This is a genomic window from Microvirga aerilata, from assembly GCF_016743775.1.
Taxonomy (GTDB): Bacteria; Pseudomonadota; Alphaproteobacteria; order Rhizobiales; family Beijerinckiaceae; genus Microvirga; species Microvirga aerilata.
Genome location: NZ_JAEQMY010000087.1, coordinates 1 through 15805 on the forward strand (window position 1 = coordinate 1; position 15805 = coordinate 15805).

The window sequence follows — 15805 nt, forward strand, 5'->3', positions numbered from 1 at the left end:
GCCGAAGGGGGCGGCGCCCTGTGCTCCACTTTGGCTGCCATCATCACGGGTGATCCCCTCGACAAGCCGCGGGTCGGCATGCCGGCCAAAGACCGTTGCGATCGCCACCTGCTGGCTAGTCCGGAGAAGCTGGAGCGGAGCATACCAGCAGACGCTCGATTTCGCTTTCTTGGGGCGCACGGGATTGGACACAACAGACTGGAGAGATCGGGATTCCGGATACTATGGTTCAGCCACTGGATTGTTCCCTGATAGGAGCCAGCGCTGCATCTGTTTTGTCCAAACGTGACCGCTGATGCCGCCAGGGAGAAGCCCTGTCGGTTCCCATGATCGCAGGAGCTTGGCATCTGCCTCCAAGCCAAGTGAGAGCGGTTGGGAGATGCTGCAAAGGAACTCGATCGAATAAGCAGACGCTATGACTTTTAATCAGAGTGTCCTGGGTTCGAGTCCCAGCGCGCTCACCAACAATATCAAAGGGTTACCGGCATCTGCCCTTTAAGCCATTTTCTCCCAGGTAGCGAATAGGTAGCCACACGGTTCAGACGGGCGGGGCTCGAGCGCGTCCTAGGTCGAAGTAACCTCCGGGTTGGAAGGCCGAGGTGAGTCGCTCCGCGCCTGCGTCCCGTCCACTTCGGCTAGATCTGTGGATTTGCGGCGGAACCACCGATGATGAGGCCTGAAAGGTCCGGTCTCTCGCCGTGAGCAGACCTTCACCTGGCATTCCTGAACTTCCCAGTTTGACCCAATCCGGACCATCCGCTGCCCATCACAGACCGGCCAAAACGGTTCGGCGGCAGGATTGCCGTCTTTGACTGCTTGTGCGTGAGAACCAAACGGCCACGCTGCCATTGTCATGATTGAGGACCCCTGTTCCTCGGTACGACCGGCTTACGGTCCCAGCAGACAAAGGATTGACCATGGCTACGAAACAGAAGGATGGACCTTCACAACCCAGCAGGAGCCGGAAGGCGCCGGAGAAGCCAGCCTCGAAGGCTGTTTCCCAGCCTGCCGCCAAGAAGCAAGCTGGCGCTTCTAAGCGTGCGCAGCCTAAGGCGATGGCCGGCTCCCGATCCGCGACGAAGTCCCAGACTGTTCCCGCGAAATCCCGCTCCTCCGCGGGTTCGCGCACAGGGGCACGTTCAACCTCAGGCGCGGCGAAGTCACGTCCCACGACGCAGGTCCGCTCCGCATCCCGCTCGCAGGGCAGCATGCTGAACCCGATGACCTGGCTTTCGACCCTTGAAACAACGCTCACCTCCCCGCAGGCTCGCATGGTGATGGCGGAGGCCCTCAGGGCGGTGGCGAACGTGCTCGAGAAGCCGCAGGGCGAGCAGGGACAGGGCAGCGAAACGCAAGAGGGCAGGGATGCTGTGTCGGCCGCAGGAAGCCTTGGTGCCGAGATCGTTGCCGCTCCGCTGGAGGTCGCAGCGGCAGCCATCGGAGCCGCAGGGGAGGTTGTGACCAGCGCCCTCGGCGGTTCGTTAGACGAGGACCGCGGCACAGGCGACAGCCGGAAGGGCCGTAGGCAGTCTTCCACGCGGAAAACATCATCAGCGCTCGGCGACTAGCCGCCCAGTTGATCAATCGCACGGCTCCGCTTTACGAGGGAAAGTAAAAGGGCCGCCGACAGAGAGGCGGCCTTCAGATTATCTGAAATCGAGTCAGACGCTCCCGGCAGAGATTGAGAGCTGTATCGGGTAATTCATACCTTCTGCACGCCAGGTCGCCAGGAGATCCCCGCTGGCTGCCATATTCAGCTCGAGCCAGTTCCGCGCCCGAAGATAACGCCTATTCGAGCCAGGAAGCGGCAGCATTCTCGCTGTGATGTCAGGCGTAACCCGGAGATCCTTCGTGCTGCTCCATTCCAGCACTCGGCTCGCCAGGTGACCAAGCGGCGGGTGAACAATGCCGGATGAAGTCAGTTGATGAATGCGTGCTCCCGCTCCCTCGATGACGCCAAGCGCTCCAAGGTGGATCTCGCCCGATAGCGACGTTACTCGTGTACCGGTCCGAGTCGAGAAGTTCAGGAGCACATCCAAGAGCCGCGCCCACTCCTCCCAATGCGCCAGGCTCACCCACTGATCGATCAGATCGTCCTGCCAGGACTGATGTCCAGGGATGAACCCAAACAGCCGCTCCAGCGAGGTCAAGTGCGCGTTGACCAATGGCACGGTGGAAACCAGGAGGAGGTGCCGACAGCCGGCCAGGCTCTCGAGTGCCGCCGTGAGGGCCTGCCACCCGGCTGGCCCCATGACCCTTCCGCGGTTGCGCTCAGAGCGCAAGTCCGGCGCCACAAGGCCGATCTCGCCCACCCGGTAAGCCCAGCCGAAGTGATCACCGGTTCGTGCCGCAAAGCTCTCGGGCAGGTCGTCCGGTCTTGCAGCGAGCTGAAACAAGGCGAAGTGCTCGCGGGCAGCGGACCAGATGCCCTGAAGCACAGGGCAGTCAATCCATTCTGCCCCGTAGCTTCCCCATCCATCGAGGATGTCATGGTCGTCCCACATCATCAGTGACGGGATGGAGGCGAGAAGGGGAGCAAGCTGTGGCTGCCCCCAAAGGGAGCAATAGCTGTCGAAGTAGTAGTTCGCAACGGCCTCTGCCATCTCGGGCGAGAACGGCACCTCCCGACGCTTGCGCGAGGGCAGCCGCCGCCACGCAGACAGCGCGGGGACATTGCGCCAGATGGGGTCAGCGTAGAGCTGATCGCCGCCCTGGAGCAGGAGATGGAAAGGGGCGCGAGTGTGCGCCTGCGCCAGATCCAACCACATGGCATTGCGTTGATTCATGTCTGTCCAGACATCATCGCGCTCGCTGCCGTTGCAGGCTGTGAATGCGAGGTGGAGCGAGGCGCCTGCTGCGGGCACCTGGACCCGGTAAGTCTGGTCCCCGATACGGTACTCCCGATCGCATGGGTTCTGTTCGATTGAGAAGGCAAAGTCGTACCGCCACAGGATGTGGTGATGGCGCCGAGCGAGCGGACGGGGCAGCACGCGATGCCTGTCGGTTGAGAGCGTAGGAGGCTCGTCCGGATCAGTGCTCATGATCAGGCAGGAGAGATGCCACAATCCGGAGTGGCTGCCGCGAAAGACGAGAACAGGACCCATGAACCGCTACTGAGCGCTCCCCGATGCGGACAAAGGATGAGACCGCTGGATTTGGTGGTGTCAAATAGAGGAGGTTGGACGTCGGCTCCTGAAGAGAACACCCCAGATCAGAAGCAACACAACCGCTCCGAAGACGGCGGCGATCAACGCGGTGCTGTCTTGCGCCTGATACCAGCCTGCCTCTTGCCCCAGATACGAGGCCGCAACGGCGCCGATGATGCCAAGCAAGCCGGTCAGCATGAACCCGAAGGGGCCCTTTCGGCCGGGCGTCACAAGCCTGGCGATCACGCCAGCGACCAGGCCAAGCGCCACGATCCACATGATGCTCATGAGAGCTCCTGCCGAGAGACATCGTCCAAGAGGGCAACCCGGGTGCCCGGCTAGGGTTGCAGCCCAGAACGCTGCCACCCCGCAAATGGCAGGCAGCCCAAGGCGGTAAGTTTGGTCAGGTTCGGAAGCGGCACAGGTAAGCCAGGACCGCTCAATCGGTGAAGGTCGCCATCTGGCACGACGCAGACGAAAGCCGACCTTTCGCAGTCATAGGGTAAGCTGACCTCCTTTACTGCTCCGGATCAGGCACTTTGCTGCAAGTGTCTGAGCGGGAGTGTGTCACTCGCCTAGACGATCTCCGGGCAAGTGGATGATCTTACCCCCTAGCTTCCTAAACCTCCCTGCGGCCCATCGAGCAGGTCACGAACCCGTTTGGCTAGCGCCAGGGCCGTGAACGGCTTCGTGATAAGCTCAACACCCTCATCCAAGCGGCCGTGATGAACAATAGCGTTGCGCGTGTACCCTGTCGTAAATAGCACCTTCAGATCTGGTCGGACCTTCAGCGCCTCATCTGCGATCCTGCGCCCGTTCATCGGCCCAGCCAACACAACATCCGTGAACAGGAGTGCAATGTCACTTTGATGCTGCTCCAGCAGCCTGAGGGCGGTTGGTCCATCTCCTGCAGTTAGGACCCGATAGCTTGCGTCCTCCAGAGCCGAAACCGAGAAGTCCCGCACCATCGCCTCGTCCTCAACAACAAGGATCATCTCGCCTGCTCCAAGGGCTGGCACCGCTGCCTGAGGATCACCTTGGAGAACTTGCACTCGGTCTTGCACCCGTGCAAGGCGCGGGAAGTAGAGTTTGACCGTCGTGCCGTGCCCTACCTCGGAGTAGATTGCCACATGGCCACCTGACTGCTTGGTGAACCCATAAACCTGCGCAAGCCCCAGGCCTGTGCCCTTGCCGACCGGCTTGGTTGTGAAGAAGGGTTCAAACACCTTCGCCCGCACGTCAGGCGTCATACCGGCTCCAGTGTCCGATACACTCACCATCACATACTGACCAACTTTTACCTCGCCGTTTGTGCTGGCTGCGTAGGCTTCGTCAAGGTGAGCGTTTGCTGTCTCAATCGTCAGCTTGCCTCCCTCAGGCATGGCATCGCGAGCATTAACAGCAAGGTTCAGAATGGCATTCTCAAGCTGGTTCGGGTCAGCTTCTGTGCGCCACAAGCCGCCGGCCATCACCGTCTCAATGGAGATGTTCTCACCCAGAGTACGCTGGAGCAGGTCCGACATCCCGCCAACCAGCTTGTTAATGTCTACCGTCTCCGGCTGCAGCGGTGACTGGCGCGAGAAGGCCAGGAGACGGTGGGTGAGCTGTGCAGCACGCCGAGCACCCTCCAGCGCATTCTCAACGTTCCGGATGAGCCGGTGGTCGCCGCTTGTACCCACCTTACGGTGAAGCATATCGAGGTTGCCCGTCACCACTGTCAGGAGATTGTTGAAGTCGTGAGCAATGCCGCCTGTAAGCTGTCCCACGACCTCCATTTTCTGGGATTGGCGCAGCTGCGCCTCCAGCTGTTTCCGCTCAGTCATGTCGCGTCCAGCGGCATAGAACACGTCACCTTGAGGAACGCAGGTCCAGCTGTACCAGCGGTAGGCTCCTTCTTTGCTGCGTAGCCGTAAGTCGAAGTCTCGGATTATGGAACCAACAACGAGACGCTCGAACTCGCGCCTGGTGGCTGGCACATCATCTGGGTGCACGAGCGCATCGAAGCGCGTGCCGATGAGTTCGTCGGGAGCGTAGCCGAGTGCATGTGCCCAGGCTGGGTTGAGGCTCCGGTAGAAGCCATCGAAGCCACAGATCACAAACAGGTCCTGGCTGGTGCGCCAGACCATGTTGCGCTCGGCAACAGCCTCCGTGATCCGCTGCTCCAGAGTGGTGTTCAAGTCGCGCAGGCTTTCCTCTGCCTGCCGCCTTTGTTCAAGTTCCCGCTGCGCATCCCGGTAAAGCCGAGCATTGTCGATCGCGATAGCTGCTTGCCCCGCAATGCCGACGATGAGTTGCTCGTGGCGCTCGTTGAAGCAGCCTGGCTCTGGATGGCCAAAGAACAATCCGCCAATCACCTCGCCTGAGCGCGATGCAACAGGCACGGCAAGATAGCTCCTAACCGGCAGGTGCCCCTCGGGCATTCCGCGATACGGCTCATTCTTGCCGTAGCGAGGATCGGCCAGGATGTCGTCGGAGCGGACGACCCCTTGGCCTTTGAAGGTAGGCGCGAAAACTGCGGTCGCACGGGGATGAGGATAACGTTCGAACTCTGAACGATCGACGCCGGACAGCGTGTAGAGCATCAGGCTCTCGCCGGTCTCATTCACGGTGTTGTAGAAGAAGGCGCCGAATTTCGCTCCCGTGAGTTCGACGCCAGCGTCGGTGACCATCTGTACGACTCGTTCCAGGTCAAGCTCGCTTGCAACCGTAGCGCCCATTCGGTTCAGGGTTTCGAGTGTATGGCTTTCTTCGCGCAGGCGTTGCTCGCTCTCACGTAGGTCTGTCTCTCGGCCCCGCAGGTTAATTGAGGCTGCTGTAAGGGCTTCGCCCACCTGCTTGACTTCGCTGACCGTGGTTGCGACAGGCAGAACGGCCTCGCCGCGGCCCAGGGCTGCGGCCTTGCCCGTAAGGGCTTCAATGGGAGCCGTGATCCGCTGCCCGAATAGGGATGCAAGAACGGCAGAGACGGCAAGAAGCCCCACTCCCAGGCCCGTAAACCACCATAGGGAGCGCTGCAGAGGAGTCGCGAGATCGCCGCGCTGCACACCAACGGCTACACGCCAGTCTGAAAGGTTCGTGCGCGCGTAGGCACCAAACACGGCTCTTCCATCAGCGGTAAAACCGTTCCAGCTCCCCAAACGTCCTTTCGTGTTCTCTTGCAGGTCGCGTGTTGCCGGCTTTCCGACGAAGTCCTCATGGCGATTGTTGCGTGCCATGATGGTTCCGCTCCGGTCAACCACAGCCACCGTCCAGTCCTCGGGGGGCTGCTCTCGCAAGATGATGCTGCGCAGGCGTTCCACCGGAAAGCTGAGGTTCAGAAGGTAGACGATGTCGCCAGCCTGGATGACGGGCACCGTGACAGAAAAGAGCGGCACCCGAGAAACTGCCCCGGTGTAGAGGTCAGTGACTTGCGGCTGCTTGGACGAGAGGACAGCCTGGTCTGTTGGAAGTTGGTTGCGCGGCAGCGAGGTGCCGAAGGGGGCGAGGGGACTGGCAACCTGCTGACCGTCGGGCTTGCGCAGCACAGCGATGATACTCAGCGCCTGCTGCATATCCTGAGCTAGACGGTGGAACTCCTCAAGATGTCCATTGCGAACAGCAGAGGTGAGCGCCAGGATCTGAGCGGAGGAGAGCAGATTGCCGAGTTCGTCATCTACTGCTTGAGCGACGTCGCGGGCCTCCTCAAGGGCCGCCTGCTCCAGGCGGCTGCGTTCACCATCTGCGTATTGCCACGAGGCGAATCCTGCAAACGCCAGAATGGGTAAAACAATCGCAGCCGCAAAGACAACAAGGTGCGCTCGCAACGGCCACGGCCGACGGCGCTCTGCAGAGCCAAAAAGGATCAAAACACGACGCTCTTTTTTATCTTACCCGCGCCCCCACAAGGGTTCTGTCGCGGGAGCAGCCATCTGTCAACAAGGCCCCACCAGATGATCTGGAGTGCCGCCACTAAGGACCTGCTCACCTCGGGCGTCCCGGGTGCCCGGCTGGACGACTTGCCGGATTGCGTGACCTTCATGCAGGCCAAGTATAGTCGTAAGTTGGTCCAAGTCGTACCCTGCAATGGGTTCTTCGGCATCTAACGCATCTTGCTCCTACAGGTACTGACGGCAGTTACCGTTCGCGGGTTTCGAATACCCGAGGGCGCTCTATTGCGGCATGTTGTCCGCATTCTGGTATGGATTATGCCGCCCAAAATCTGCAAAACTCGGCTTGGGCAGGAGCTTACGGTTTGTGAGGTGCCCTGACGGCGATCAATCCATCCTTTGCAACCGTCGATCCAGATCCTGCCGCTACGGCGTTGAGGGCAGCCAAAGACCGGAACATCCTTGCTAGCTTAAGAGTTTAATCAAGAAGAGGTCACTTGCTCTGATGCAAGCCCTGCTAATCAGGGTCGCAAAGAGCGTCGGGTTGTCCTGAGTTCCACCATCAGCGTCGAAGAACAGGTTTCAGCGCTGAGAGCCCCGTCCCTAATCCGGTGAAGACAGTGTTATCTAACTGCAGCGTGTCGTCATTGGCCCGAAAGTCACAGATCCTCTCGATACTGCGTGTCGGATCAAGAGGAGCGGTAAAGACCAATTCGCCAGCCACTCTCGATGATTGACAGCTGGATCTACTCCTGCGTGGTGAAGGGCGACCGGAGGGAAAGGTCTGGCTGGCGGACAAATCTGTAGGGAGACTCAATAATCCCCGAACAGCCGCGGAAGTCATATGGCAAATCGCTGCGACGGAGGTCACGTACCACATGTGCTGATCCGTGCGCGGCGGGCCGAAGGCTGACCCAGTTGGGCGGCTTAAAGAACTTGAGATGGAGAACGCCAGATCGTGCCGAGCCGTCTCCGAACACACTCTGGCCAAGCTGATCCAGGAAAAAGGTCGTTTCGAAAGCTTCTAAGCTCGGCCCGTTGTTGGGCGTGCAGGTGCCGAGGCGCGTGAGGTGCAGGGAGCAACGCACCGGGACACGTATCCAAGGAGCAACAAATGCCGCCGGTACAAGAATTAACGATGTTTTGTAAGAAAGGTCGATTACATAGCGTCGGACGATTGACCTATTAGGCAGATTGGCATTCCATAAAGCTTCAACGAGACCCAAGTGGCAGGTTGAGTGTCAAAAGCGATAAGCAATCACTCAAAGGCATGATGCCGCCCCTGCAACGTCGGTGCGAGTCCGACATTCCCCAAGTCTGCTATCCATGTCGATGAGTCCGTTAGCGCGCTACAGGAATAAGTCACAAGACCACTAAGTCATGTGTGGTTTTCCTGCCCGTCGCGGCAGTACGAGAATTTTCGATACAACTGTGGTGGGATTACCATGCCGTCTCCATACAAAGAGCAAGTAAGAAGGTGTGTGCAGGGCGTGCAATGCCTTGGAGATGTACAACTCAAAAAGTCTTCACGAAATCCATCGTCCGGACACAATCAGACTAAGGCTTCCTCGATAGGGGCTTTAGCATTCATTATCTTTTGTGGCACGGGCTCTGCCGCGATAGCTGGTCCCAGCTGCACCGATGCACCGAAAGAGCAGTGGATCCAGGCAGACGTGATGCGCGCTAAGATCGTTGCCGAAAACTACAAAGTAGATGTCTTCAAAGTAACAAAGGGAAGGTGCTACGAGATTTACGGCCGCGACAAGAGCGGCGCGCGCGTTGAGGTCTACTTCGATCCTGTCACAGGTGAAGTGGTGAAGACATCGGTACTTCGGTAAGTCTGGAGTGCTTAGAGTGATTCAGGTCGTGCGAAGTCCACTCATAGCCGCTCTGGTCCTCTTGGCCATCGCCGCAGTCATACCAGCCTTGTACTTCTCCTACGAGATCGCAGACCTTGAGTACAACATCACCGCTGCCAGACAGGCTGCTTCACAAGCCAAGCAAGCTCGCGGCATTGTCGACAAATCGGATCAGAGTATTGCCAGTTTTACGGCTGTCGCACTTGAACTAAGTCACGAGGAACGCGCAAGTGTCCTTCAGGAGACAAACCGTCACCTCGCGGACCTGCAAGAAGCGTTTCGCTATTTAGAGCCGCTCACAAAGCAGGTGCTGACCCAATCTGACTTTGCCGAGCTTGAGGAGAGAATAGCCTCGGCCCAACACCACTGGGAAGAAATCCAAGAACAGGCCAATGATGGGATGGGGGAGACCGAGAAGACCTTTCACTTTCTTAAGATCTTCAAAGACACTCTCTTCCTCCGAGATGTTCTCACTCGCGTAGAGCTGTTTGCGACTGCCGTGGCCGAGGACAAGACGGAGAAGTCACTTCAGCAGGTTAAGGTTGTTAGCCGCTCATTTGTCTTTACATTTGCAGTTGCGGGCGCACTTGCTCTTCTTGCGTGCCTCTGCCTCTACCTGCACGCGCAGTTCGTCAAGCGCTCGGAACGCGAACTCCGTTCGCGCGGTGCTGAGTTGTACGAGCGTGACATTCGGTTCAAGGCGGCTGTCGAGAATATGCCTCATGGCCTAGTTGTCTTCGATAATGAGCAGAAAGTTGTCATCTGCAACCGCACATTTGCAAAGATGTACGGTTTGCGGCTTGGTCAATCAGGACCCGGCACTCCGCTGCGATCTATCCTGGAGCATAGGCAAGACATAGGTACAAATCCGACGAATATTGCGAACTTCATCGAGACACGTCTCGCCCAAGTAGCTGAACAGCGTGCTGCCTATACGCTTCACGATCTATCGGATGGGCGCGTAGTTGCAGTTCACGATCAGCCCATGCCTGGAGGTGGGCTGATGGCGATCCATGAGGATGTAACGGAGCGCCGCAAAGCTGAGCTTAGGATTGCACATCTGGCACACCACGATGCCCTCACAGGTTTGCCGAACCGCGTCCGCTTCCTTGAGGAGTTGAATAAGGCTCTCATGCAAGCTGATGCTGGGAGACTTGCCGTCCTCTGCCTTGACCTCGACAACTTCAAAAGCATCAATGACACACTTGGCCACCCTGTTGGCGACGAACTTCTGATTGCGGTGGCTGAGCGGCTTACGGGAAGTTTGTCCGATAACGATGTCATCGCTCGCCTTGGTGGTGACGAGTTTGCCATTGTACTGGTTGAGGGAGGGGAGCTGGAACGCTCAGCCGCCGTCTCACAGCGCATCATTGATGCCTTAATGCCCCGTTTGAACTAAGTGGGCACCAGGTGGTGGTCCAAACGAGCATAGGAATTGCGCTCGCCCCAAGTGATAGTGGCGATCCAGATCGGCTTTTGAAGCTGGCGGACATGGCGTTGTACCGCTCCAAAGCCGATGGTCGTGGAACCTATCGCTTTTTTGAGGAGGAGATGGATGCAAAGATGCAGGCAAGGCGGATGCTTGAGCTTGATCTTCGTGCGGCCTTCATCAACCAGGAGCTAGAGGTTCATTACCAGCCCTTGGTGGCCGTTGAGTCCAGCAAGATCAGCGGATTCGAAGCTTTAGTCCGGTGGCAGCATCCTGAGCGGGGCTGGGTGTCTCCATCTGACTTCATCCCTCTGGCTGAGGAAATCGGTTTGATTGCCCAGATTGGAGCATGGGTCCTGAAGCAGGCTTGCAGCGAAGCCGTGACTTGGCCGAGTGACATGCGAGTTGCCGTCAACGTGTCATCGACGGAGTTCAAGAGCCAGTCGTTCTTCTCCAATGTCACGTCGGCTCTTCAGATGGCAGGCCTGCCGGGTCACAGGCTTGAGCTTGAGATCACAGAGACAGTTGTGCTTCAGGATACAGAGGCAACGCTGGCAACATTGCTTCAGCTGCGCGCCTTGGGCGTTCGTATCTCCATGGACGACTTCGGTACCGGCTACTCTTCGCTGAGTTATCTGCGCAAGTTTCCCTTCGATAAGATCAAGATCGATCAATCCTTCATTGCAGACCTGCCAGACAGAGATGGATCGGTTGCTATTATCAAAGCCATTGCAGGGATGAGCCATAGCCTGGGAATGAACACGACTGCGGAGGGGGTCGAGACGATGGAGCAGTTTGAGGCCGTTCGGCTGCAGGGATGCACGGAAGTACAGGGGTTCTTCTTCAGTCCTGCAGTTCCCGCATACAAGATCGCAGAACTGATTGCATCCAGTGGGGATAAAGATCGTGTGGCAGCGTAGCTGTATTGGCGCCACGAGTACTATGAGTGGAGTGGTCGCTGGTCGTCAGGGTTGCAGCCCTGTGAACTCGACCTGGGTCGAGTGCCGATCGACCACAGTAAAGATATGGAGAGCCGCTGCTGCTGAACTCGGCTCCCATTATTGCCGCAGTCGATACTTGGGACCGAACAACGGTGATAAGAGTTGGAGCCCTCAACTATTTACTATAGTTCACGCGGCGCTTAATGAGTCATCCTTCCAGCCGTGCGGTTCTCATCTTGGACCTAATTTCTTCATCATAGTCGCCAACGAGGCTTCGGATCATGTAGCCGAGAGTATCCAACATGCTAGCGGGCACTCGCCAGCACCAACAGTTCAGCTAAACAAGAATACCGCGCTTTAGAGGCGAATGCTGGGGTATACTCGAATGAGCGATTATGATCGTCCTTTTACGGCAGCGGACAAATACATCAACGCCAGCGAGATACCATCGCTTTCGTCTGTTCGTTTTGTGGATGTCGACTCAGATTTTGACGATGGTGGCTACCGAGTCACATTTAGGAAAGCAGGCGCAACCGACATAACGTATAATGTTGGAGAAGGAGAGAGTTTCTCCTCTAATCTGTCATCATTCGGCGGCTCGTCTCCCGATGGCGAGGTGACTTATACTACTACTAAGAGCGGCGGAAACTGGTACTCAGCCTTCTTTATCGATACTTTGGCTCCTACAGTTGTGTCGGTTACGCTGAGTGATACGGCACTCAGGGTTGGCGAGAGGGCAACGGCTACAATCAGCTTCTCAGAGAAGGTGAGCCAGTTTGATCTTGCGGACCTAATTGTCGAAGGAGGTTCGCTTAGCGGCCTAGCCACCTCCGATTACGGGAAGACCTGGAGTGCAACGTTCACGCCGACAACAAATATCGAGGATGTAGCAAATGTCGTGACCGTGAAGGCTGGAGGCTACAGTGATCTTGCGGGAAACATCGGCGGCGGTGGCACCAGCGGCAATTATACCATCGACACCAAGGCTCCAGTGGCACCGACCTTTAACGTCGTTGCGACCGATGACGTAATCACCAGCGCAGAGAAGAAAGCCGGTGTGACGCTCTCTGGCAGCACCGAGGAGGGAAGCACGATTACTCTTAACGTCGGTGGTCCTAACCGTACGGCTCTGGTGTCCGGCACCACTTGGTCTTACGAGCTGACTGACGCCGACTACATGGCCTTGACGCAAAACGGAGGGAGCATCACCGCCAGCGCAACGGACGCAAGTGGCAATATTAGCTCCGCCGGATCAAAGTGGATAACTATTAAGACCAACGACGCTCCCACAGGCGCTGTGAGCATCAGCGGCACGGCGGCCGAAGGTGAAACGCTCGCCGCCAGCCACACCCTAGCGGATGCGGATGGCATGGGGACTGTCACCTACCAGTGGCAGGCGGACGGGACGGACATCGCCGGTGCCACCGGTTCGTCCCTGGCTCTTACCCAGAGCCTCGTCGGCAAGACCATCACGGTGGTGGCCCACTACACCGACCAGCAGGGCACGGCCGAGCGTGTAGCTTCGGGGGCGACATTGCCCGTGGCCAACGTCAACGATGCGCCCACAGGCGCTGTGACGGTCAGCGGCACGCCTCTCGAAGGCCAGACGCTCACCGCCGGCCACACTCTGGCGGATGAGGATGGTCTCGGAGCCATCACCTACCAGTGGAAGGCAGGCGGGGAGGTGATCCAGGGCGCCACGGGTGCGAGCTTCACTCTCACCCAAGCTCAGGTGGGCAAGGCAATCACCGTCACGGTGGCCTACACCGACCAGCACGGCACGCTCGAGCGCGTCACCTCGGCGGCCACCCCGATCACGGGCAACGTCAACGATGCGCCCACAGGAAGCGTCACCATCACCGGCACGGCTTCCGAGGGCGAGACACTCTCTGTGAGCCATACCCTGGCTGATGCCGATGGGCTGGGCCCGATCAGCTACCAGTGGCAGGCGGATGAAGTGGCCATTGATGGTGCCACCGGCACCTCTCTGGTGCTGACCCAGGACATGATTGGCAAAGCCATCACCGTGGTGGCCAGCTACACCGACCAGCAGGGCGGAGCAGAACAAGTAAGCTCCTTACCAACGGCTCCTGTGGCTCGCACGGTGGATGGCCTGTATCTGCAGATCGGAACCATCACCAACAGCGATGGTACTATCTCTCAAGTGATCACCATCCCGGTCGTGGAACCCGGGCGTCTCGAGGAGCAGGGCAACCCCACTCTGGCCGACATTCCGCTGATCAAGTCCAGCACAGGAGCTTGGCTGCTCACCGCGCAACTGCCGGTAGGATATGGCCTGCAGGTGACTGGATCGCCGGCTCCCAAAGCCGCCGGTTCCTCGTTTGCGGATCTGATCCGCGAGATCAGGGCGCACACCGCTGCCGGCTCAACCGATCAGAACCAGCTCACCGGAGGCGGATCAGGCTTCCTGCAGGGTCTGTCCGGCGACACGCCGCTGATCGTGCAGGCTATTGTGCCCATGCTTGCTCCGGGCAGCATGAAGGTCCCGAGTCAGCCGTTGGTGATCTCCGGCACCCCAGCCGCTGCTGGCGATCCGATGACAGCACTCGTAATCGACACGCGCGGTCTACCCTCTGGCAGCCACATCGAGTTGCAGGATGTTTCCTTTGCGGCTGTGATTGGCAGCGTGCGGGTGACGGGCGGAGCCGGATCGCAGGTGGTGTATGGCGATAGCGCCAGCCAGTACATCGTGCTGGGAGCTGACGACGACACCCTCCACGGCGGGGCAGGCGACGATCATGTCGGCTCGCTCTCCGGCAACGACTCGCTTTACGGCGATGAAGGCAATGACACTGTCTCCGGCGGCGATGGCAATGACCTCCTCGACGGCGGCACCGGGCAGGATGTCATGAGCGGTGGCAGCGGCAGCGACATGTACATCGTTGACATGACCAGCGACCAAGTGATCGAGGCCAACACCTCGGGAACAGATGTCGTCTACAGCTCGGTGAGCTACACTCTTTCAGCGTACGTTGAGAACCTTGTTCTCCAGGGCAGCGCAGCCTCTGGCTATGGCAACGGGTCCGCCAACAAGATCTGGGCCGCGGACACAGGCAGTCTCCTGCAGGGCTTGGGAGGCAACGACAGCCTTTATGGCGGCGACGGTCGTGACCGGCTGTACGGCGCATCAGGTAATGATCACCTGTACGGAGATGCTGGCAGCGACACGCTCAATGGAGGCTCGGGCAAGGACCGGCTCGACGGGGGTAGCGGCGACGACAGCCTAGCCAGCGGAACCGGCAACGACACCGTGATCGGCGGTGCTGGCCGTGATACCATCAGTGCCGGATCCGGTGATGACGTGATCTACGGCGGCCTGGGCGCCGATGTGATCGAAGACAACTTTGGGCGTGACACCTTTGTGTTCAACACCCGGCTTGGCAAGGGTGAGGTGGACACGCTCAAAAGCTTCGACGTTGGCCCCGACACCATCCGGCTGGAGAACGCCATCTTCAAGAAGGTAGGCGGCCGGGGCTGGCTGGACGAGGAGGCGTTCCACATTGGCAGCAAGGCTCTCGAGAGGGACGACCGCATCATCTACGATGCCAAGAAAGGTATGTTGTACTACGATGCGGACGGCTCCGGCTCAAAGGCACAGACTGCGTTTGCCAAGCTGTCCAAGAACCTGGCGATGACGGAGAAGGACTTCTTCATCATCTGATCTCGATCACCGACAACGCAAGGCCCGCTCTGGCTGCCCAGGAGCGGGCCTTGCGTTTCTGCCAAAGGGCGTGACGCAAGCTGCATGGCCACATGTGGCGCACGCTTAAATCGTCCCGGGAGAGACGCAGCATCTGTCTCGACTATCTCATGGTCAGCTTCTTCTTGGCGAGCATTCCCTTCTCCTACTTGACGTGAGGAGGGTGATGCCCGAGTTGCTAACACAGCGGGTCGTCAGAATGGGGAAAGTGTCCGGTGATTGATCGGAACGGTGTTCGGCCTCTAATCGGAACACCTGTCCAGATTGCGTCGGAATCCGCACATTTGGGAGACGCCATGCAGCTGAAAAACGTTCTTTGCGATGTCGATGCCAAGGGTGTGGATGGTCACAGGATTTCTCCTCGTCTTCAGCCCCGCTATCGTGCAGGGCAGGAGAGCGAGCTGTCCGGCACAGGGACGAGTGCCTGAAGCTAGAGATCCTCTACACCTGAGAGAGGCTCAGGTCGTAATCGGCGCTTGGCGCGATCACTACAACCGCGTGCGGCCTCACTCATCGTTGAGCTACCGCCGCCCGCCCCTATGACACTGGAGGCAATCGCATGCCAACTACCCACATACGCAATCATGCAGGAAGCTCTCAATGCGCCTGATCCAAAATTCCGGTCAGGTCAGTGGCTGTGAACCGGAGTCGGCGCTCTTTGTTTACCCTCTCCATGCTGTACCCTCGACATAATCTACTCCGTATTCGTCCCAGATCTTGAAACTCTATCAATACCTCCGAGTCGGTATGGTATTGTTATGCGCTCTAAGAGCCTGTCCGAGTGAAATTTGAATCCGAGCAATGACTTGTGATTCACTGGTTGGCGCCGATTTGCGGAGGCGC

General features: G+C 58.6%; 9 protein-coding genes and 2 pseudogenes. 7 read left to right on the plus strand and 4 right to left on the minus strand.

Going from position 1 to position 15805, the window contains the following annotated elements; all coding sequences use genetic code 11:
* Positions 1 to 180 (minus strand): hypothetical protein (locus tag JKG68_RS33025; protein WP_210346468.1); only part of this gene is annotated, 180 nt, incomplete at its 3' end.
* 737 nt (positions 181 to 917) lie between these two features.
* Here JKG68_RS33025 and JKG68_RS26615 point away from each other — a divergent pair.
* Complete coding sequence (locus JKG68_RS26615; RefSeq protein ID WP_202064786.1) at positions 918 to 1568, plus strand: hypothetical protein; 651 nt, start codon at positions 918 to 920, stop codon at positions 1566 to 1568.
* 93 nt (positions 1569 to 1661) lie between these two features.
* Here the strand turns inward: JKG68_RS26615 and JKG68_RS26620 are convergent, their stop codons facing one another.
* The 3 genes from JKG68_RS26620 to JKG68_RS26630 form a co-directional block, all read right to left on the minus strand.
* The gene (locus JKG68_RS26620) at positions 1662 to 3104 is read right to left on the minus strand and encodes an alkaline phosphatase D family protein (protein WP_202064788.1); all 1443 of its coding nucleotides are present in this window, start codon (positions 3102 to 3104) and stop codon (positions 1662 to 1664) included.
* 60 nt (positions 3105 to 3164) lie between these two features.
* Positions 3165 to 3434, minus strand: coding sequence for a GlsB/YeaQ/YmgE family stress response membrane protein (locus tag JKG68_RS26625; RefSeq protein ID WP_202064790.1), 270 nt, complete (start codon positions 3432 to 3434; stop codon positions 3165 to 3167).
* Positions 3435 to 3757: 323 nt separating this feature from the next.
* Complete coding sequence (locus JKG68_RS26630) at positions 3758 to 6949, minus strand: ATP-binding protein (RefSeq protein ID WP_202064792.1); 3192 nt, start codon at positions 6947 to 6949, stop codon at positions 3758 to 3760.
* 1508 nt (positions 6950 to 8457) lie between these two features.
* Between JKG68_RS26630 and JKG68_RS33840 the strand changes: the two genes are divergently transcribed.
* The 6 genes and pseudogenes from JKG68_RS33840 to JKG68_RS26655 form a co-directional block, all read left to right on the plus strand.
* Positions 8458 to 8850 (plus strand): PepSY domain-containing protein, encoded by a 393-nt coding sequence (locus tag JKG68_RS33840; protein WP_202064794.1) that lies wholly within the window; start codon positions 8458 to 8460, stop codon positions 8848 to 8850.
* 16 nt (positions 8851 to 8866) lie between these two features.
* Entirely contained in the window at positions 8867 to 10270 is a 1404-nt protein-coding gene (locus tag JKG68_RS33845) for a diguanylate cyclase domain-containing protein (RefSeq protein WP_202064804.1), read from the plus strand.
* 14 nt (positions 10271 to 10284) lie between these two features.
* Positions 10285 to 10338, plus strand: a pseudogene (locus JKG68_RS34920) (hypothetical protein); the annotation flags it as partial.
* Positions 10339 to 10362: 24 nt separating this feature from the next.
* A complete protein-coding gene (locus JKG68_RS26645; RefSeq protein ID WP_210346469.1) occupies positions 10363 to 11220 on the plus strand; it encodes a putative bifunctional diguanylate cyclase/phosphodiesterase in 858 nt (285 codons plus the stop codon).
* Positions 11221 to 11626: 406 nt separating this feature from the next.
* Positions 11627 to 14923 carry an Ig-like domain-containing protein gene (locus JKG68_RS26650; protein ID WP_202064814.1) on the plus strand — a complete coding sequence of 1099 codons (3297 nt, stop codon included), beginning with the start codon at positions 11627 to 11629 and terminating at the stop codon, positions 14921 to 14923.
* A 445-nt stretch (positions 14924 to 15368) separates the two neighbouring features.
* Positions 15369 to 15505 (plus strand): annotated as a pseudogene (locus JKG68_RS26655) (integrase core domain-containing protein); the annotation flags it as partial.
* Positions 15506 to 15805: the final 300 nt, after the last annotated feature.

Coding starts and splice junctions, on each gene's coding strand:
- JKG68_RS26650 (WP_202064814.1), top strand. CDS start 11,627: ATGAGCGATTATGATCGTCCTTTTACGGCAGCGGACAAATACATCAAC.
- JKG68_RS26625 (WP_202064790.1), bottom strand. CDS start 3,434: ATGAGCATCATGTGGATCGTGGCGCTTGGCCTGGTCGCTGGCGTGATC.
- JKG68_RS26645 (WP_210346469.1), top strand. CDS start 10,363: ATGGCGTTGTACCGCTCCAAAGCCGATGGTCGTGGAACCTATCGCTTT.
- JKG68_RS33840 (WP_202064794.1), top strand. CDS start 8,458: ATGCCGTCTCCATACAAAGAGCAAGTAAGAAGGTGTGTGCAGGGCGTG.
- JKG68_RS26615 (WP_202064786.1), top strand. CDS start 918: ATGGCTACGAAACAGAAGGATGGACCTTCACAACCCAGCAGGAGCCGG.
- JKG68_RS26620 (WP_202064788.1), bottom strand. CDS start 3,104: ATGGGTCCTGTTCTCGTCTTTCGCGGCAGCCACTCCGGATTGTGGCAT.